General features: G+C 50.7%; 18 protein-coding genes, 2 tRNA genes and 2 other RNA genes. 13 read left to right on the top strand and 9 right to left on the bottom strand.

Features of this window, described 5'->3' with window-relative positions; genetic code table 11:
- Nucleotides 1-193 precede the first annotated feature (193 nt).
- Both rssB and rssA read right to left on the bottom strand, forming a co-directional pair.
- Nucleotides 194-1,207, bottom strand: a complete 1,014-nt coding sequence (gene rssB / locus ACQKDS_RS10955) for a two-component system response regulator RssB (protein ID WP_399669957.1) — start codon at nucleotides 1,205-1,207, stop codon at nucleotides 194-196.
- A 105-nt stretch (nucleotides 1,208-1,312) separates the two neighbouring features.
- The gene (gene rssA, locus ACQKDS_RS10950; RefSeq protein ID WP_399669954.1) at nucleotides 1,313-2,215 is read right to left on the bottom strand and encodes a patatin-like phospholipase RssA; all 903 of its coding nucleotides are present in this window, start codon (nucleotides 2,213-2,215) and stop codon (nucleotides 1,313-1,315) included.
- A 148-nt stretch (nucleotides 2,216-2,363) separates the two neighbouring features.
- Here rssA and ACQKDS_RS10945 point away from each other — a divergent pair, with 148 nt between their 5' ends.
- From ACQKDS_RS10945 to ACQKDS_RS10905, 9 genes are all read left to right on the top strand, one after another.
- Nucleotides 2,364-2,828, top strand: a complete 465-nt coding sequence (locus ACQKDS_RS10945) for a YchJ family protein (RefSeq protein WP_399669951.1) — start codon at nucleotides 2,364-2,366, stop codon at nucleotides 2,826-2,828.
- Nucleotides 2,829-2,897: 69 nt separating this feature from the next.
- The gene (gene purU / locus ACQKDS_RS10940; protein ID WP_399669948.1) at nucleotides 2,898-3,746 is read left to right on the top strand and encodes a formyltetrahydrofolate deformylase; all 849 of its coding nucleotides are present in this window, start codon (nucleotides 2,898-2,900) and stop codon (nucleotides 3,744-3,746) included.
- Between the two features lie 216 nt (nucleotides 3,747-3,962).
- Nucleotides 3,963-4,047 (top strand) — tRNA-Tyr (locus tag ACQKDS_RS10935).
- A gap of 56 nt (nucleotides 4,048-4,103) precedes the next feature.
- Nucleotides 4,104-4,188: transfer RNA gene (locus ACQKDS_RS10930), tRNA-Tyr, on the top strand.
- Between the two features lie 46 nt (nucleotides 4,189-4,234).
- Nucleotides 4,235-4,361: non-coding RNA, RtT sRNA (locus tag ACQKDS_RS10925), on the top strand.
- Nucleotides 4,362-4,405: 44 nt separating this feature from the next.
- Nucleotides 4,406-4,532: non-coding RNA, RtT sRNA (locus tag ACQKDS_RS10920), on the top strand.
- A gap of 169 nt (nucleotides 4,533-4,701) precedes the next feature.
- Entirely contained in the window at nucleotides 4,702-5,274 is a 573-nt protein-coding gene (locus ACQKDS_RS10915; protein ID WP_399669945.1) for a TIGR00730 family Rossman fold protein, read from the top strand.
- 100 nt (nucleotides 5,275-5,374) lie between these two features.
- Nucleotides 5,375-6,181: an exodeoxyribonuclease III gene (xthA, locus tag ACQKDS_RS10910; protein WP_399669942.1), complete on the top strand. Its 807-nt coding sequence runs from the start codon at nucleotides 5,375-5,377 to the stop codon at nucleotides 6,179-6,181.
- A 44-nt stretch (nucleotides 6,182-6,225) separates the two neighbouring features.
- Complete coding sequence (locus tag ACQKDS_RS10905; RefSeq protein WP_399669939.1) at nucleotides 6,226-6,612, top strand: pyrimidine (deoxy)nucleoside triphosphate diphosphatase; 387 nt, start codon at nucleotides 6,226-6,228, stop codon at nucleotides 6,610-6,612.
- Between the two features lie 36 nt (nucleotides 6,613-6,648).
- On the opposite strand, the gene ACQKDS_RS10900 is transcribed toward ACQKDS_RS10905, so the two are convergent.
- The 5 genes from ACQKDS_RS10900 to ACQKDS_RS10880 all read right to left on the bottom strand — a co-directional run bounded on the left by ACQKDS_RS10900 (nucleotide 6,649) and on the right by ACQKDS_RS10880 (nucleotide 11,835).
- Entirely contained in the window at nucleotides 6,649-6,939 is a 291-nt protein-coding gene (locus tag ACQKDS_RS10900; RefSeq protein ID WP_399669937.1) for a DUF1496 domain-containing protein, read from the bottom strand.
- Nucleotides 6,936-8,861, bottom strand: coding sequence for a DNA topoisomerase III (locus ACQKDS_RS10895; protein WP_399669935.1), 1,926 nt, complete (start codon nucleotides 8,859-8,861; stop codon nucleotides 6,936-6,938). The genes ACQKDS_RS10900 and ACQKDS_RS10895 overlap by 4 nt, the downstream gene beginning before the upstream one ends.
- The gene (gene mnmH, locus ACQKDS_RS10890) at nucleotides 8,861-9,979 is read right to left on the bottom strand and encodes a tRNA 2-selenouridine(34) synthase MnmH (RefSeq protein ID WP_399669932.1); all 1,119 of its coding nucleotides are present in this window, start codon (nucleotides 9,977-9,979) and stop codon (nucleotides 8,861-8,863) included. The genes ACQKDS_RS10895 and mnmH overlap by 1 nt, the downstream gene beginning before the upstream one ends.
- Nucleotides 9,979-11,022, bottom strand: coding sequence for a selenide, water dikinase SelD (selD, locus tag ACQKDS_RS10885; protein ID WP_399669929.1), 1,044 nt, complete (start codon nucleotides 11,020-11,022; stop codon nucleotides 9,979-9,981). Before selD ends, mnmH begins: the two co-directional genes overlap by 1 nt.
- A gap of 261 nt (nucleotides 11,023-11,283) precedes the next feature.
- Nucleotides 11,284-11,835 (bottom strand): NAD(P)H nitroreductase, encoded by a 552-nt coding sequence (locus ACQKDS_RS10880; RefSeq protein ID WP_399669927.1) that lies wholly within the window; start codon nucleotides 11,833-11,835, stop codon nucleotides 11,284-11,286.
- Between the two features lie 161 nt (nucleotides 11,836-11,996).
- Here ACQKDS_RS10880 and sppA point away from each other — a divergent pair, with 161 nt between their 5' ends.
- The 3 genes from sppA (at nucleotide 11,997) to pncA (ending at nucleotide 15,607) form a co-directional block, all read left to right on the top strand.
- The gene (sppA, locus tag ACQKDS_RS10875) at nucleotides 11,997-13,850 is read left to right on the top strand and encodes a signal peptide peptidase SppA (protein WP_399669925.1); all 1,854 of its coding nucleotides are present in this window, start codon (nucleotides 11,997-11,999) and stop codon (nucleotides 13,848-13,850) included.
- 92 nt (nucleotides 13,851-13,942) lie between these two features.
- The gene (ansA, locus tag ACQKDS_RS10870; protein ID WP_399669922.1) at nucleotides 13,943-14,959 is read left to right on the top strand and encodes an asparaginase; all 1,017 of its coding nucleotides are present in this window, start codon (nucleotides 13,943-13,945) and stop codon (nucleotides 14,957-14,959) included.
- A 15-nt stretch (nucleotides 14,960-14,974) separates the two neighbouring features.
- Nucleotides 14,975-15,607, top strand: a complete 633-nt coding sequence (pncA, locus tag ACQKDS_RS10865) for a bifunctional nicotinamidase/pyrazinamidase (RefSeq protein ID WP_399669919.1) — start codon at nucleotides 14,975-14,977, stop codon at nucleotides 15,605-15,607.
- A 185-nt stretch (nucleotides 15,608-15,792) separates the two neighbouring features.
- On the opposite strand, the gene ACQKDS_RS10860 is transcribed toward pncA, so the two are convergent.
- Together ACQKDS_RS10860 and msrB are read right to left on the bottom strand one after the other, a co-directional pair.
- Nucleotides 15,793-16,065: a YeaC family protein gene (locus ACQKDS_RS10860; RefSeq protein WP_399669916.1), complete on the bottom strand. Its 273-nt coding sequence runs from the start codon at nucleotides 16,063-16,065 to the stop codon at nucleotides 15,793-15,795.
- Nucleotides 16,066-16,126: 61 nt separating this feature from the next.
- The gene (gene msrB, locus ACQKDS_RS10855; protein ID WP_399669913.1) at nucleotides 16,127-16,540 is read right to left on the bottom strand and encodes a peptide-methionine (R)-S-oxide reductase MsrB; all 414 of its coding nucleotides are present in this window, start codon (nucleotides 16,538-16,540) and stop codon (nucleotides 16,127-16,129) included.
- 347 nt (nucleotides 16,541-16,887) lie between these two features.
- Between msrB and gapA the strand changes: the two genes are divergently transcribed.
- Nucleotides 16,888-17,883 carry a glyceraldehyde-3-phosphate dehydrogenase gene (gene gapA / locus ACQKDS_RS10850; protein WP_399669910.1) on the top strand — a complete coding sequence of 332 codons (996 nt, stop codon included), beginning with the start codon at nucleotides 16,888-16,890 and terminating at the stop codon, nucleotides 17,881-17,883.
- Nucleotides 17,884-17,932 lie beyond the last annotated feature (49 nt).

Below are 17,932 nucleotides of genomic sequence, written 5' to 3'. Positions count from 1 at the left end.
CACTTGAAGCGCGCTCAAATTATGAGCATAAGCAGACATACAAACTCATGGAGTATACCAGTTAAATACTAAGGAATATTACACCGTGCTGAAATAGAAACACTTTAGGACTATTACCTAATCGCCATTATTCGCCTTGAAATATCATTTTACAATGACTCATTTGAGACGACTATTTACTGACAATAGATACCTATTCGGCACTGAGCATCAAACGTAATTGTCCCCCAGCGCCCCATATCTGGCACTGCCACGCCGTGCAGCGCTGGCTGATTTGGTTCATGTAGGTAGCACCCAGCGTGCCTAACGGCACCCCGTTGCTAAGATGGATTTGATTATCACCGGTATTAATGTTGGCATGTAAACCGGCTGAAACCAATATCAGGTTTTTATATTCGGCGTGATAATAACCGACCAATAGCGGGAACTGTCCCTCCAACTTACCTTGACGCAATAATTGATTAACTTGTTTTAACAATGTGGTCATTTGCGGCAGTCGATGCCGCTGATTAGCTAAATGATCTTGCAATAAGCCATTGAATAATGCGCGCAATAATAATGCCGCTAATACGCCATTGTCGCCAGCCCGGGTAACATCCAAACAATAAAAGGCCAAGTCTTTTTCTGATAACGCGGCAATATCCAGCACCAACCCCGGATTCTCGCCCGTTGTCAATTGACGGTAATTAATTCGACAATTGGCAATAGTTTGCTGCACTGGCGGTTGGAGTTGCTTGAGCAATCTGGCCGCTTCCGAAGGATTCTTACTCAACGCATCCCAATCGTGTAGCAACTCGACTTCTTCAAGCGCGGGCGAAGTAAACATATTGGGATATAAACAGGCAAATACGGCCTCACGTAAACGATTAAGATCGGTCAACGGTTTGAGCAAAACATCTTGTACTCCTAACCGTAGCATTTGGGCGATATCTGCCATTTTATCGGTGGCAGAGATAACCAGTACCGGGGTCTTGAGCCCCTGCAAACGCAAGTGCTCTACGAACTCGATACCATCCATTTCCGGCATCGCTAAATCGCACAAAATCAGATCCGGGTTGATGTCATCAACGGCACTCAACGCCTGTAAACCATTGGTCGCCTCATGGGTTTCTGCGCCCAACGATCTCAGGTAGCCAACAAGCACTGAACGAAATACCCGTTCGTCTTCAACAATCAAAATGTGCTTGTCTGTCAGTGGTAATGCCATTAGCCGAGCCTCTTCCCTTGTCATGATGTAATAGTGGCTCAAAATGAGCACTTACGCTTGCTAGAAAATGGTCACAAAACACGTTTTAGCGCTAAATATCGCTATTCATTTATTTTTTATCAGTGGTAACAGTACATCACGCTGTTTTTCTACCGCCAATCGTCCCGCCTCAATAGCTTCGGCAGCGCGATGAAAATCCAACGTGGATATTTGCGGACAATAGGGTTGAATCAGAACATCTGGCGGGTCACCTGCCATTCGAAAACGCTTTAATCGGTTTTCCAATACTTGAATCGAGGTGCTCATTATCTCCATAGCAGTGGGAGCCACATTTGATTTCTTCCGCGTCATCTTGCCGATGCGCTCGCGCAGCCTACCGCGCCAGTTGGGTATCGATAACGTCGCGGGTTCGTCGGATTCACTGCGTACCGACAGTAAATCTTGCTGCATCAAGTGGGCGTCATGCTGTAAGTCAACTGCGATAACGATATCGGCACCCATTGCTCGGGTCAATGAAATCGGTACTGGATTGACCACGGCACCATCAACCAGCCAATAACCATCGAACCACACTGGCGCTAACAACCCTGGCATACTGCAAGACGCGCGTATCGCCCGATGAATATCCCCGTTAGTTATCCACAACTCGCGCCCCGTACTCAAATTGGTGGCTACCGCACCGAATTTTAGCGAACACTCAGCAATATCATTGATATTCAATAGTTGGCCGACAGCATTAAATACCCGTTCACCGCGAAGCAATCCCCCACGCTGCCAGGAAAGATCCATCAAGCGAATCACATCCCAATAGCTAAAAGAGCGCACCCATTTTTCCATCGCTGGCAAGCGATGGCTTGCATACGCCGCACCGACCAGCGAGCCGACGGAACAGCCCGCAACAATATCGGCCTCGATGCCCATTCTCTTCAATGCATTAATGACGCCAATATGCGCCCATCCTTTGGCCGAACCTGCACCCAACGCCAGCCCGACTTTGATTTGTCGCATGTAAAGTTCGCTCCTTTGATTCGGTGAATTGTTCCACTTATTACATCAAGGTACATTGTCACGCTCGAATATTGTTAGGTAACATATGCGCTAAATTTAGCGTTGCTTTGGTCAGTATTCACATTGTCCTCAATTTTTTGGAGTTAACTTGTCTGAATTATGCCCTTGCGGCAGCGGGCTGGAGTATAGCGCATGCTGCGAAACGTATATTAGCGGTATCAAACATGCGCCAACGCCTGGCACGCTGATGCGATCCCGTTATACCGCCTACGTCAAACATCATGTGGATTATCTGATTGCCACTTGGCATCCGGATTGCCATGCTGATGAATGGCGGAGCGCTATTGTCGCCAGCTTTGCCAACACAGAATGGCTCGGCTTAACGGTAACAGAAGAAACCAGCAGTAATGCACCTGATGAAGGCTTTGTTGAATTCGTCGCACGCTTTATAGATGGCACTCATGGAGAAGCCAAAGCGATGCACGAACGCTCACGCTTTCTTCGAGTTGAACAACGCTGGTACTATATCGACGGTACTAAACCACAACGTGGCAGAAATGCTCTCTGCCCCTGTGGTTCTGGCAAAAAATATAAAAAATGCTGCGGGCGATGAGCTCGTTGCTAGACGTTCATTCTCGCCTGCCAGATCAGGCGTTCCGTATCAGACAGGATCATCACGCCCATGCCGCACCAAAATATACAAAAAAAAGTTCTACGCACCATCTGCCCTGACGCCAAGGGGCTGATCGCCAAGATTACTAACATCTGCTATAAGCATCAGCTTAATATCGTGCAGAATAATGAGTTCGTTGATCATCTTACTGGCCGCTTCTTTATGCGAACCGAGCTTGAAGGGATTTTCAACGATACCACGCTGTTGGCCGACTTAGATGGCGCGCTGCCTGAAGGGTCTGTACGTGAGTTGCACAGCACGGGGCGTCGCCGGATTGTGGTGCTGGTGACGAAAGAAGCCCACTGTCTGGGCGATTTGCTAATGAAAAGCGCCTACGGTGGCCTAGAGGTAGAAATCGCGGCGGTTATTGGCAACCACGATACGCTGAAAACGCTGGTCGAACGCTTCGATATTCCATTCCATCTAGTGAGCCACGAAGGGCTCACGCGTGAACAGCACGACCAGAAACTCATCGAACAAATCGATCAATATCAACCGGATTACGTGGTGCTAGCCAAATATATGCGCGTACTGACGCCAGCATTTGTGCAGCATTATCCTAATCAAGTAATCAACATTCACCATTCATTTTTACCCGCCTTTATCGGCGCACGGCCGTATCATCAAGCCTATGAACGTGGGGTAAAAATCATTGGTGCGACCGCACACTATGTCAATGATAGTTTAGATGAAGGCCCAATCATCATGCAGGACGTGATCCATGTCGATCACACCTATTCCGCAGATGATATGATGCGTGCTGGCCGAGACGTTGAGAAAAATGTACTCAGCCGTGCGTTGTATCGCGTATTAGCGCAAAGGGTCTTTGTTTACGGTAATCGCACCGTTATTCTGTAATTAGGCATCAGCGCGGCGGTGTTTTTGCTCACGGAAACACCGCCACGAATAAAAAACCGACAAACGATTCATTTTTTTCATTTCAATGCTTTACACTCGCGTTTCATTTGATATGATGCGCCCCGCTTACCGAGACAGCGTTTACGCAGCCTCGATAGCAAAGGAAGCCGGTCAGCTTCCTGAACGTTAAAATTCGTTAAATCCACGAATTATCGTGGTGGGGTTCCCGAGCGGCCAAAGGGAGCAGACTGTAAATCTGCCGTCACAGACTTCGAAGGTTCGAATCCTTCCCCCACCACCAACTTTCCGCATACGGAAAGAGATTACGAATAAAATCAGCAAATCCATGAATATCATGGTGGGGTTCCCGAGCGGCCAAAGGGAGCAGACTGTAAATCTGCCGTCACAGACTTCGAAGGTTCGAATCCTTCCCCCACCACCATCCTTTACAATATCCCCCGCAGCAAATATAAGACTCTCAGCATCATTTTTCTCCGCATCGGGGAAGGACAAGAACCTTCGATAAGGTTCGTGTTGAGCTACGCGAAACAACGCGCTTTAGCGCGGCCCGCAGGGCGAGGCGCATCGCGACGAGTCATCCTTCCCCCACCACCATCTTTGCATTACCCCCGTAGCAAATATAAGACTCTCAGCATCATTTTTCTCCGCATCGGGGAAGGACGAGAACCTTCGACAAGGTTCGTGTTGAGCTACGCGAAACAACGCGCCTTAGCGCGGCCCGCAGGGCGAGGCGCACCGCGACGAGTCATCCTTCCCCCACCACCATCTTTGCAATATCCCTCTCAGAAAAAATATCACTTATTGCATCATTTCGAGCCTTATCAGAGTGGGATGATAACCGCTAACGTCGAACCGTCTTTCCGCCCCATAAACTTGAACTCCTGAGCACAATTAGCTATACAAAATGCTTCTTTGATGCAGTAAGGAACTGTACATGCGTAGTAACATTTGCGTTTTTTGCGGCGCTAGCGAAGGCGTTACTTCCGATTATGCCGAGAATGCCCGTAAGCTTGGGCATACGTTAGCAACCCAAGGTCGCCGTTTAATCTACGGCGGCGGAAAAAAAGGTTTGATGGGGATCGTGGCCGATGCGGTGCTTGAAGCCGGTGGTGAAGTGGTAGGCATCATCCCAGAACGGCTGGTCGAAGCTGAAACGGCGCATCGTGGGTTGACATCACTGGAAGTCGTGCCGGATATGCATACCCGCAAAGCACGTATGGCGGCGATGGCCGATGGATTTATCGCCTTACCCGGCGGCATCGGCACCATGGAAGAGTTGTTTGAAATCTGGACATGGGGGCAAATCGGCTATCATAGCAAACCTGTCGGGTTATTAGACGTCAACGGCTTCTACCACCCTCTGAACGCCTTTCTTCAACACGTTGCCGATCAGGGTTTCATGCGCCACGACTATCTCAGCACCCTGCATCTGAGTGATTCACCACAAACATTGTTGCAGCAATTCGACGATTACCAAGTTAAAAACTACGACCGTTGGGCGAAATAACGTGCCGACGCCAGCGGCAAAGGTCGCTGGCCTGCGTTACTTTTTTTGCTAAACTCTGCTACTATCTTCACACATTTTTCTTGTGAAAACGGCATCGCTCATGAAGTTTGTCTCCTTTAATATCAACGGACTGCGTGCACGTCCACATCAACTGGCCGCCATCATCGAACAACACCAGCCCGACGTAATCGGTTTGCAGGAAACTAAAGTTCACGATGATATGTTTCCACTAGAAGACGTAAGCAAACACGGTTATCACGTCTTTTATCACGGGCAAAAAGGCCACTACGGCGTTGCTTTACTCACCAAAGCCGCTCCTCTCGCCGTACGCCGTGGATTCCCTACCGATGAGGAGGACGCTCAGCGCCGTATCATCATGGCCGATTTGGCCACCCCGCAGGGTACGCTGACGGTGATTAACGGCTATTTCCCGCAGGGTGAAAGCCGTGATCATCCGATCAAATTCCCCGCAAAAACCCGCTTTTATCAGGATCTACAGAACTACCTGGAACAACAGCTATCCGTAGATAACCCGGTGCTTATCATGGGGGATATGAATATCAGCCCATCGGATTACGACATCGGAATCGGTGAAGACAATCGCAAGCGTTGGTTGCGTACCGGTAAATGCTCATTCCTACCTGAAGAACGCGAATGGATGGAACGCTTACTGAATTGGGGCTTGGTAGACACTTACCGCCACGCCAATCCAGAACGCAATGATGAATTCTCGTGGTTCGACTACCGCTCTAAAGGCTTTGATGATAATCGCGGCCTGCGTATCGACCTGCTGTTGGCTAGCACACCGTTGGCAGCCCGCTGTGTGGCAACCGGTATCGACTATCAAATCCGTGGCATGGAAAAACCGTCCGACCACGCCCCGGTATGGGCTGAGTTCACCCTGTAACCCCCACCCCCGGTATTAACCGGGGGGTTCACACCCGTAAAAACATGAAAATCATCGACGTAGTCGCCGCTATTATTGAGCGGGACGGCAAAATTTTATTGGCACAGCGGGACACGAATAGCGATCAGGCGGGTCTATGGGAGTTTCCTGGTGGCAAAGTTGAACCTGGTGAAACTCAGCCGCAAGCGTTAACACGCGAACTGGCGGAAGAGCTAGGTATTAACGCTCAGGTTGGAGCATACGTCGCCAGCAATCAGTGGCAACTTACAGAGAAAATAATTCGTTTACATGCGTGGCAGATTGACGCTTTCGAAGGTGAATTACGCTGCCATTGCCACACCGCGTTTGTCTGGGTAACGCCCGAACAAGCAGAACGGTATTCGCTGGCTCCCGCCGACGTCCCGTTATTAGCCGCCTACCGCAACCGCTGAAACACTGATTGGCGACATCGCCAATCAGTGACATTGTCACTTAGGCAAACGCTTCCAAACCAGCGGATTGGTGCCAACTACGGTGCTATCGCGCGTACACTGTAGTATCTCCCCTTCCACTTTCAACACCGCACCTTCCGAATAGGTCTGGCTTTGATAAGTACAACAGCGCTGACACGGTTGCGGGGCGACCGCAGCAGTGCCTTTTGCCGCTCCCCAAATTTCCGGCGACACCGGCAACACCACATCGACATCACTACGGTGCGCATTGGCCGCAGCCGAGCATACCAATACGCCAGCAACCAGCATCAACCAACCCTGTTTCATTCACTCTCCTCCCGCGCCTTACCGACACGTTTATGACGCTTTTTCCCCCGCGCGTTTGGTGGCGGCGGTAAACCACGAAATGCCATACTCGCACGGCTTTGTTTTGCCTGATAAATCAACTCCTGCAGGGTTCCCACCAGCGGTTGCATGAAATCCTGATAACGGCAGGCTTTCTCGCTGATTTGCGTAAGCGTCGCTTCCCAATGGGCCGTCATATCGGGGCGCGCCGCCAAATCCGGCAGTGAATGAATTAATGCCCTACCGGTTTCACTGGAATGAATATAACGCCCTTTTTTGTATAAAAATGCTCGCTTAAACAATAATTCGATAATCCCCGCGCGCGTGGCTTCAGTGCCCAAACCATCGGTCGCTCGCAGTATTTTCTTTAAAGATTTATCTTGCACAAAGCGTGCAATGCCGGTCATGGCTGACAGCAGGCTGGCATCGGTAAAAGGGCGCGGTGGTTGAGTCTGCCGTGCAACCACCTCACCACGCTCACACAACAGTTGGTCGTCTTTAGCCACTACCGGCAGTGGCGCACCCTCATTTTCCTCATCACGCTCTTTACTACCCAGCAACGTACGCCATCCGGCCTCCGCCAAGAACCGTGCCTTGGCGATAAATTTCCCACCGGCAATATCCAGCTCAATAACACATTTACGGAACATGGCATCCGGGCAAAATTGCATGAGATATTGACGCGCGACTAAACCATACACTTTTAACTCATCACCAGTGAGACTCGCTTTGCTGGCGCGGGCGGTGGGAATAATCGCATGGTGCGCATCCACTTTCTTATCATCCCAACAGCGATTACGACGCTCACTATCAATCACCGGCTGCGGATACAAATCCGGTTGATGCACACTAATCGCATTCAGCACCGCGTGACGGCCGGCAAAATGCTCTTCAGGCAGATAGCGGCAATCCGAGCGAGGATAAGTGATTAGCTTGTGGGTTTCGTAAAGTCGCTGGCAAATATCCAACACCTGTTGCGCGCTGAGATTAAAGCGCTTAGCCGCTTCAATCTGCAAGGTCGAAAGCGAAAACGGCAGCGGTGCCGTATCTGATTCCCGTTTATCATTATAAGAGGTTACACGCGCCGGTTGGCCTTCGATACGTGTGACCACATGTTCTGCCAGCGCACGGTGTAACAGGCGGCCATCCTCATCCTGATACGGCTCGCACGAATCGCTTGGCTGCCACAGTGCGACAAAACGTTCATCCTTCGGCGTAACGATATGCGCTTTTACTTCAAAGAAGTCTTTCGGCACAAAATTTTCAATATCTTCGTCACGACGCACCACTAAGCCCAATACGGGCGTTTGCACTCGTCCAACCGATAACACACCATCGTAACCAGCATTACGCCCCAACAGCGTGTAAGCGCGCGTCATATTGATGCCGTACAGCCAGTCGGCACGTGAGCGTGCCAACGCTGACACGCATAACGGAATGAAATCACGGTTGTCGCGTAAGCGTTCAACGGCACGCTCCACCGCCTGCGGATTAAGATCGTTGATCAGGCAACGCCTCACCGACTGCCGCTTTTCAGCCTTCAGCGACAAATAATCCAGTACCTCATCTACCAGCAATTGTCCCTCGCGATCCGGGTCACCTGCGTGTACTACTTCATCGGCCTCTTGCAGCAGTTTTTTTATTGCATTTAACTGTTTACTGACGGAAGGACGTGGTTTTAACTGCCACTTTTCAGGAATGATAGGAAGATCCGCCAGTGACCAACGGGCATAGCGGCTATCGTACGCATCAGGCTGCGCCTGCTCTAACAGGTGCCCCACACACCAGGTAACCACATCGTTGCTACCACAGGCAATAAACCCTTCCCCGCGACGATGCGGCTTGGGTAATACATCAGCAATGGCGCGCGCCAAACTCGGTTTTTCGGCTATGAACAGTCGCATTATTCACCGTTATTCTGGCTGTACGTCATTAGAAATTCTCTTACTTCAGCATAATCTCCACGGAACACAATCCGTTGAGATTTTTTTTCCAATTGATAGTGATACATCGGATCGTAATAATACTGCAATAACGGCACCAACCATTCCTGATGTGCATCACTATTGCCGCTGGCACGCTGGAACTGCAGCGCCCATTCCAGCCGCTGATTCAATAGCTGGTAACGCTCCATTCCCAAGCGGCGGCGAATGGCAAACAGGCCGTGATGCAAATATTCATCGTAATGCTGCCAACCGGCCTCATCGCCAAACGCGCGTTCAAATTCCAAACGCATCTGGTCAATATATTCTGCTTGCAGACGTGCGACGCGAACGTCAAACGGATCGTCAATGACCACCACGGGCGCCTGTTGCATGCCATTGAAGATCGGCAGCGGCACGTTGTTAGAGCCAATAATCCGGCTTTCGTCCTCCAGTATCCATTGACGACAGCCACCATGCTGTTTTTTTAGCAACAACACTGCCAGACGATTCTCAAAATCAATCTGTGCACGCTGACCGGCCAAGGTTCGGCCAAATGATGAGCCGCGATGGCAGGCTAAACCTTCCAGATCCACCCCCGCGGCCAGCTCGTTTACCATCAGCGTTTTACCGCAGCCGGTATTACCACCCACAATCACCATCGGCAATTCTGCGCTGTACTCGAGGATGTTCAATAAATAATGGCGCAGGGCTTTGTATCCCCCGATCACCCGAGGATACTCGACGCCCGCCTGCCGTAACCATTGCTGCACCAATTGCGATCGCAGTCCGCCACGAAAACAATACAGATACCCCTCAGGTTTGCTAGCGCACGCTGCCAGCCAAGCTTCGGTACGCTGTTGTCGGATTTTTCCGCTAACCAAATTGTGCCCTAGCGCTATCGCCTGCTGCTGACCGTGTTGTTTATAACAGGTGCCAACCGCTTGACGTTCACTGTCATTCATCAACGGTAAATTAATCGCCTGCGGAAAGGCGCCGTTGTTAAACTCGATGGGCGCGCGCACGTCAATCAACGGAATATCATTGAGAAAAAGGTGGCGATAAGCATGAGTGTCTGCCCGTTGCTGTGACAATGCCACTACACGACCTCAATCATCGGCTTACCGGCAACGGCACGATGCAGTTCGCCAATGGCCTCAAGCGATATACCATGGCTGGTAGCGATGGCCTGCACCGCCTCTTCGCCTTCCGGCTGCACCGCCAGTAGCAATCCGCCCGACGTTTGCGGATCACATAATAGCTGTCGCTGTATATCGCTCATCGGCCCAATCAGATGCCCGTAGCTTTCGAAGTTACGTGCGGTTCCTCCCGGCACACATCCTTCAGCGATATAACGTTCAACCTCCGGCAGTTTCGGCACCTTGTCAAACCACACTGTCGCCTGCAATGCTGACCCCTGACACATTTCACTCAGGTGGCCCAGCAGGCCAAAACCGGTCACGTCCGTCATTGCCGTCACGCCAGCAACATTGGCAAATTCCGCACCCGGCTTATTCAACTGGCACATGATGTCTGTCGCCACGCCAAAGTGTTCCGCACGCAGCAGGCTTTTTTTCTCGGCGGTCGTCAACACGCCAATCCCCAGCGGTTTGGTCAGAAAAAGTTTGCTGCCCGCTTGCGCGGCGCTGTTTTTCTTCACGCGATCGGTGCTCACCACACCGGTCACAGCCAGACCGAAGATCGGCTCTGGTGCATCAATCGAATGACCACCGGCCAACGCGATGCCAGCCTGTTGGCAAGCATAACGACCGCCATCAATCACCTGCTGCGCTATCTCTGGTGCCAGCGCGGCGATCGGCCACCCCAAAATCGCTATCGCCATGATGGGCTTGCCCCCCATCGCATATACATCACTGATAGCATTGGCCGCGGCAATACGGCCAAAATCAAATGGGCTATCGACGATAGGCATGAAGAAATCGGTGGTACTGATGATGCCAACACCGTTGCCAATGTCATAGACGGCTGCATCGTCGCGGGTTTCATTACCGACCAGCAACTGCGGATCGACAAATTTTGCTTGCTCGCTGTGCAAAATAGTTTCAAGAACCTGAGGTGAGATTTTGCAGCCGCAGCCAGCACCATGGCTGTACTGGGTTAAACGGATCGCTGGCGATGTCATAGTCCACTTCCTTCGGTTAACAGCCTTCAAGAAAATATATACCCGTCATCGTTGATATTACCTGTGTATACGTGGCGCATCGTCGCCGATGGCTGCTCATCACGATGAACATCATCTGCCGTCAGCGGCAATATCAACTTGTTGGCTCTAGGGTAGCGCTTGCCGAAGGAATTGATAAGAGCGGGTCGTCGATATACTCACGACCTGCTCAAAAACGGTACAGAACTGCGGGTTATAGCGCATTTTCTGCCCATCAGGAAATCAGAAATAGCTCACGAATGGAGTGCTGTCAGGCGCTATAACGCGCGTAGATGCTTTTAACTGTGGCGTGCCGAGATACAGAAAACCCACAATTTCATCTTGTTCACGACACCCAAATGCCTCCCGTACCAGCGGGTGTTCAGTCCAAGAACCGGTGCGCCAGATGCCGTTGAATCCTTGCGCCAAGGCTGCCATTTGCATCGCCTGCACCGCGCAACCCGCCGACACTATCTGTTCCCAGCGTGGCACTTTGGGATGTTCGCTGCAATGGGCAATGACGGTGATGACAAGCGGTGCACGAAACGGCGCCTGTTTGGCTTTTTCTACCGCAGTCTCATCCAATTCATCATGCTTCGCAGCAGCTTGTAACAATTGACTGAAACGCGCTAAGCCCTGCTCTTCAATCATCACAAAACGCCACGGCTGCAACGCCCCGTGATCCGGCGCCCGCAGGCCAGCATTGATGATATTCTGCCGTACTTCACCGGTTGGCGCAGGCGCGGCAAGGCGTGAGGCCGAACGACGGTTCAGTAAAAGATCCAGCGCATCCATAGTAAACTCCTGATAACGGTTTTCATTACAATCACGGTAACATAGCTAAATCATCTGTTACAGCTTGCACAATAACGACTGTGAACGATGATTTAAAGCTGACATTTTGTCGGCTGCTCATTACGATAGCGGGACATCCTCGGCTCATGTTTGGAGAAAACATGCATACTTTGTGGCGTACCCTTGCCGACATTTTCAGGTGGACATGGCGTCTGCTGAACTTTATCAGAGAATTTATTCTTAACCTTATCGTCATCTTGTTGATTTTAGTCGGTGCTGGCCTCTACTTTTCCTTCCAGAGCAGCACGCCGACGGAAGCACCACGCGGAGCATTACTGGTTAACTTAAGCGGTGTGGTGGTTGATCAACCCAACACGCAAAACCGTTTATTACAACGCAGCCGTGAGTTTCTTGGCGCGTCTGCCAGCGAACTACAGGAGAACTCACTGTTCGACCTAGTCGACAGCATTCGCAAAGCCCGGGACGATAAAAACATTACCGGCATGGTGTTGCAATTGAATGATTTCGCAGGGGCTGACCAGCCCTCGCTACAATACATTGGTAAAGCGCTGCGTGAATTTCGTGACAGTGGCAAACCGATCTATGCCATCGGAGACAGCTATAACCAGACGCAATATTATCTGGCCAGTTACGCCAACAAGATTTACCTGTCGCCACAAGGCAGCGTCGATCTGCACGGTTTTGCAACAAACAATCTGTATTACAAGACTTTGCTTGATAAGCTGAAAGTGACCACCAATATCTTCCGGGTCGGGACGTATAAATCTGCCGTTGAGCCAATGATCCGTGACGACATGTCACCTGCGGCGCGTGAAGCCGATAGCCGTTGGATAGGTAACCTGTGGCAAAACTATCTGACCACCGTGGCGGCTAACCGTCAAATCACCCCGCAACAGCTATTCCCTGGCGCAGCGGGTGTGCTAAGCGGTCTACAAGCTACCGGCGGCGACACGGCGAAATATGCGCTCGATAACAAACTGGTCGATGAGCTGGCCTCGCGCCCGGCAATAGAAAATCAGCTGGTTAACGCTTTTGGTTGGGATAAACAAACGAACGATTTCAATGCCATCAGCATTTATGATTACCAGCCGAAACCTACGCCGGAACAGGGGGGGCAAATTGCGGTCGTGTTTGCCAATGGCGCGATCATGGACGGTACGCAAACGCCTGGCACGGTTGGCGGTGATACCACCGCTGCGCAATTGCGTCAGGCCCGTCTGGATCCGAAAATTAAAGCCGTCGTTTTGCGTGTGAACAGCCCTGGCGGCAGCGTAAGCGCATCGGAAGTCATTCGCACAGAACTGGCGGCAGTGCGTGCGGCAGGCAAACCCATCGTTGTTTCGATGGGCGGGATGGCTGCATCAGGCGGTTACTGGATCTCCACCCCAGCTAACTACATCGTCGCCAGCCCAAGCACCCTTACCGGCTCTATCGGCATCTTTGGCGTGATCAACACCTATCAAGATACCCTTGATAGCGTCGGCATCCACGCTGATGGCGTCGCCACCTCACCGTTGGCTGACTTGGCGATCACCAAAGCGCTGCCGCCAGAGTTTGCAAAAATGATGCAGCTGAACATCGAGAATGGGTATAAAAACTTTATCGATCTGGTCGCCACGTCGCGCAATATGACGCCGGTGCAGGTGGATAAAATCGCGCAAGGCCACGTCTGGACCGGTGCCGATGCAAAATCGAATGGTTTGGTCGATCAACTGGGCGATTTCGATGATGCAGTGAGCAAAGCCGCTGAATTAGCCAAATTAAATCAGTGGCAATTAAATTGGTTTGTTGATTCTCCGAGCCTGACCGATTTACTCCTCGGTCAGTTTGGCGTGTCAATTCATGCCATGTTACCCGCCGCGATCCAATCCGTGCTGCCCGCGCCTCTGGCCTCGGTTGCCTTAGCGATGAAAGATCAACCGGGGTTGTTTAATAATCTCAACGATCCACAAAATCGCTACGCAATTTGCCTCAACTGCGGCGACGTTCGCTAACAATTTAATCCCCAGCCCGGCGCTTGCCGGGCTTTTTTTCTGCGCTAATCACCCTATAATTCAGCCATCTTATAACTATCAGAATCCCTGTAATGCAAAAAAAATCCATCTATGTAGCCTATACGGGCGGTACCATCGGTATGCAACGTTCCGAGCATGGCTATATTCCGGTTTCAGGCCACCTACAACGCCAATTGGCATTGATGCCGGAATTCCATCGGCCAGAAATGCCTAATTTCAGCATTCATGAATATGCGCCATTGATTGATTCTTCCGATATGACGCCGGAAGACTGGCAGCATATCGCCAACGATATAAAAAGAAACTACGATCGGTACGATGGTTTCGTCATTTTGCATGGTACAGATACCATGGCGTTTACCGCATCAGCTCTGTCTTTCATGTTGGAAAACCTTGCCAAACCGGTGATCGTCACAGGTTCTCAAATTCCGTTGGCTGAACTGCGTTCCGACGGTCAGACCAACTTGCTGAATGCGTTGTATCTGGCCGCTAACTATCCGGTCAATGAAGTTAGCCTGTTCTTTAATAACAAACTGTTTCGCGGTAATCGCACCACCAAGGCACACGCGGATGGCTTCGATGCGTTTGCATCGCCAAACCTGCCCCCTTTGCTGGAAGCGGGTATTCATATTCGTCGACAAAACGGCATCGTTTCCCCCGAATGCCGTGGCGAATTAAAGGTGCACACTATTACGCCGCAGCCTATTGGCGTCGTGACGATTTATCCGGGCATTTCTGGCGCAGTGGTACGCAATTTTCTTTTGCAGCCGGTTAAGGCGTTGATCCTACGCTCCTACGGCGTCGGCAATGCACCTCAAAAACCGGAACTGATTGATGAGTTACGTGACGCGTCCGATCGAGGCATCGTGGTGGTCAACTTAACCCAGTGCATTTCTGGACGTGTGAATATGGAAGGTTACGCTACCGGCAATGCGTTAGCTAACGCTGGCGTGATCAGCGGTTTTGATATGACAGTAGAAGCAACATTAACTAAACTGCATTTCCTGTTAAGCCAACCGCTAGCGCCAGAACAAATCCGCCAGCAAATGCAAAAAGACCTTCGTGGCGAGCTCAGCACCGCAGGTTAATAAATGGGAGACGCTATGAAAACCGCGCTGTTATTGATCGATCTGCAAAATGATTTCTGCGCGGGTGGCGCACTGGCGGTGGCAGAGGGGGATGCAACCATTGCTATCGCTAATCAAGCCATGGCTGCCTGCCTCGCTCGTGGTCATGCCGTCGTCGCCAGCCAAGACTGGCACCCAGCCAACCACCGTAGCTTTGCCATCAACTCGGCGGGAAAAATCGGTACAGTGGGTGAACTCGATGGCCTGCCGCAGGTCTGGTGGCCGGTGCATTGCGTGCAAAATAGCCACGGAGCCGAATTGCATCCACAATTGCATCGTCAGGCTATCGCTGGGATTTTTCGCAAAGGGCAAAATCCGGTTATCGACAGTTACAGTGCGTTCTTCGATAACGGTCACCGGACAAAAACGGAGCTTGATGATTGGTTACGTGCACAGGGCGTGACTGACTTGGTGGCGATGGGGTTAGCCACCGACTATTGTGTAAAATTCAGCGTACTGGATGCGCTGCAATTGGGATATTCGACCACGGTGATTACTGACGGTTGTCGAGGCGTAAATCTTCAGCCAGCTGACAGCGTGCAGGCTTTGCAAACAATGCAGCAAGCCGGCGCTCGGCTCGTGACGTTGTCACAATTTTTGCAGTTCTAAGCTTTAGGGCGCGCTCTAGCTCCCTCAGACTGCTGAAAAGCGTGTTATTGGGCTAAGCGTGGCTGTGGGGTCGCAGTGGCATAAGCCACCTGAGCGCCCCTCGCCTACGCTAGGCTCCGGTATCTCAGGCTATCAGGCGACTTCGTCATCAAGCTCAGGGCGCTATAGCGCTCTTTCCCATCAATTTATTGCGGCTTCAGCTTAACCAACGTTTCGGCAGCAAACTGTTGCTTCAGCTCTTGCTTGCTTTTCATGACGATTTGCCCGTCAGTACCAATGCTCATGTGCTGCGGGTCGTTATTGTGCATCGATTGCCATAACATAACCGCTTGCAGGCTATTCTCTTTCTGTTCTGGCGTCAGCGCAACGCCATCCGGCCATTTACCTAACTCAACCGCCAGCGCAAGGCGCTGATAGATTTCTGGCGTCATCGCCGCTATCAAATCCTTTACATCCATCAACGCACCTCCTTCTTAACATGAATAATAGCTGAATCGATTTTGTCGATCATTTAACTCTTCAACCCGCAATCTTCTCGCCATTTTCATCATCAGTAAAACTGAGCGACGCAGAGTTTACGCAAAAACGTTCGCCGGTAGGCTGCGGCCCATCAGGGAATACGTGCCCCAGATGCGCATCGCAATGACCACAACGGATTTCCACACGATGCATATTATGTGATTTATCATCAAGATAACGAATAGACTCATCTGAAATCGGCTGATAAAAGCTAGGCCAACCGCAGCCAGAATCATACTTGGTTGAGGAATAAAACAGCGGAGCATGGCAACATAAGCAATGATAAATGCCATCGCGCGCGTTGTGCAGCAATTTGCCACTGTATGGCGCTTCCGTACCACGCTCCTGAGTCACATAACGTTGTATTTCATTCAGTTCCGTGAGCGGTTGATGAGGGGAGTTCTCTTTAGCCATTTGTGCGATTCCCAAAACATGGATAATGTCAACGAAAACAATGATTAATGATAACAAAAAATTAACAGCACTGCAGGCATTTTTACCCTAAACTGTAGGCCATAAAGCTCACGCCATAATTATATGTGATACAGATCACACATCTAGTTATGACGCTCTTTAAACTTAGCGATTTGACCCCATATCGTAATGAGGCCAAACGTAGGCGGAATGTGCAATAAGCGCGCAAATCAAACTCTCAGCTTTGACTTGCCGCAATAATTGACACGATTCCGCTTGACGCTTGGTAAGGTTTTTGTAATTTTACAACCAACCTTTTATTCACTAACAAATAGCTGGTGGAATATATGACTATCAAAGTAGGTATCAACGGTTTTGGCCGTATCGGTCGCATTGTTTTCCGTGCTGCTCAAGAACGTTCTGACGTAGAAATCGTTGCAATCAACGATCTGTTGGACGCTGAGTACATGGCTTACATGCTGAAATATGACTCTACTCATGGCCGTTTCAACGGTACTGTAGAAGTTAAAGACGGCCATCTGGTTGTTAACGGCAAAACCATCCGTGTTACCGCAGAGAAAGACCCGGCTAACCTGAAGTGGAACGAAGTGGGTGTTGACGTTGTTGCAGAAGCGACCGGTATCTTCCTGACCGACGAAACTGCTCGTAAACACATCGCTGCTGGCGCTAAGAAAGTTGTTCTGACTGGCCCATCTAAAGATGACACCCCGATGTTCGTTATGGGTGTAAACCACAAATCTTACGCTGGTCAGGAAATCGTTTCTAACGCATCTTGCACCACTAACTGCTTGGCTCCACTGGCTAAAGTTATTAACGACAACTTCGGTATCGTTGAAGCGCTGATGACCACCGTCCACGCAACTACCGCTACTCAGAAAACCGTTGATGGCCCGTCTCATAAAGACTGGCGCGGCGGCCGTGGCGCTTCTCAGAACATCATCCCTTCATCTACCGGCGCAGCTAAAGCGGTAGGTAAGGTTATTCCTGAGTTGAACGGCAAACTGACCGGTATGGCATTCCGCGTTCCTACTCCAAACGTATCCGTGGTTGACCTGACCGCACGTCTGGAAAAACCAGCGTCTTACAAAGAAATCTGTGCTGCAATCAAAGCAGCAGCAGAAGGCGAACTGAAAGGCGTGCTGGGTTACACCGAAGACGACGTTGTTTCTACTGATTTCAACGGTGAAAAACTGACTTCCGTGTTTGACGCTAAAGCAGGCATCGCGCTGAACGACAACTTTGTGAAACTGGTTTCTTGGTACGACAACGAAACTGGCTACTCCAACAAGGTTCTGGATCTGATCGCTCACATCTCCAAATAATGGCATGATGAACGACTGAGATCATAAGGGCGACTTTAATGTCGCCCTT

The organism is Serratia sp. NPDC078593 (assembly GCF_050268245.1).
Classification (GTDB): domain Bacteria; phylum Pseudomonadota; class Gammaproteobacteria; order Enterobacterales; family Enterobacteriaceae; genus JBNNGK01.
This window is presented reverse-complemented; position numbering and strand designations above follow the sequence as displayed.

Coding starts and splice junctions, on each gene's coding strand:
- rssB (WP_399669957.1), bottom strand. CDS start 1,207: ATGGCATTACCACTGACAGACAAGCACATTTTGATTGTTGAAGACGAA.
- rssA (WP_399669954.1), bottom strand. CDS start 2,215: ATGCGACAAATCAAAGTCGGGCTGGCGTTGGGTGCAGGTTCGGCCAAA.
- purU (WP_399669948.1), top strand. CDS start 2,898: ATGCCGCACCAAAATATACAAAAAAAAGTTCTACGCACCATCTGCCCT.
- ACQKDS_RS10915 (WP_399669945.1), top strand. CDS start 4,702: ATGCGTAGTAACATTTGCGTTTTTTGCGGCGCTAGCGAAGGCGTTACT.
- xthA (WP_399669942.1), top strand. CDS start 5,375: ATGAAGTTTGTCTCCTTTAATATCAACGGACTGCGTGCACGTCCACAT.
- ACQKDS_RS10905 (WP_399669939.1), top strand. CDS start 6,226: ATGAAAATCATCGACGTAGTCGCCGCTATTATTGAGCGGGACGGCAAA.
- ACQKDS_RS10900 (WP_399669937.1), bottom strand. CDS start 6,939: ATGAAACAGGGTTGGTTGATGCTGGTTGCTGGCGTATTGGTATGCTCG.
- ACQKDS_RS10895 (WP_399669935.1), bottom strand. CDS start 8,861: ATGCGACTGTTCATAGCCGAAAAACCGAGTTTGGCGCGCGCCATTGCT.
- selD (WP_399669929.1), bottom strand. CDS start 11,022: ATGACATCGCCAGCGATCCGTTTAACCCAGTACAGCCATGGTGCTGGC.
- ACQKDS_RS10880 (WP_399669927.1), bottom strand. CDS start 11,835: ATGGATGCGCTGGATCTTTTACTGAACCGTCGTTCGGCCTCACGCCTT.
- sppA (WP_399669925.1), top strand. CDS start 11,997: ATGCATACTTTGTGGCGTACCCTTGCCGACATTTTCAGGTGGACATGG.
- ansA (WP_399669922.1), top strand. CDS start 13,943: ATGCAAAAAAAATCCATCTATGTAGCCTATACGGGCGGTACCATCGGT.
- pncA (WP_399669919.1), top strand. CDS start 14,975: ATGAAAACCGCGCTGTTATTGATCGATCTGCAAAATGATTTCTGCGCG.
- ACQKDS_RS10860 (WP_399669916.1), bottom strand. CDS start 16,065: ATGGATGTAAAGGATTTGATAGCGGCGATGACGCCAGAAATCTATCAG.
- msrB (WP_399669913.1), bottom strand. CDS start 16,540: ATGGCTAAAGAGAACTCCCCTCATCAACCGCTCACGGAACTGAATGAA.
- gapA (WP_399669910.1), top strand. CDS start 16,888: ATGACTATCAAAGTAGGTATCAACGGTTTTGGCCGTATCGGTCGCATT.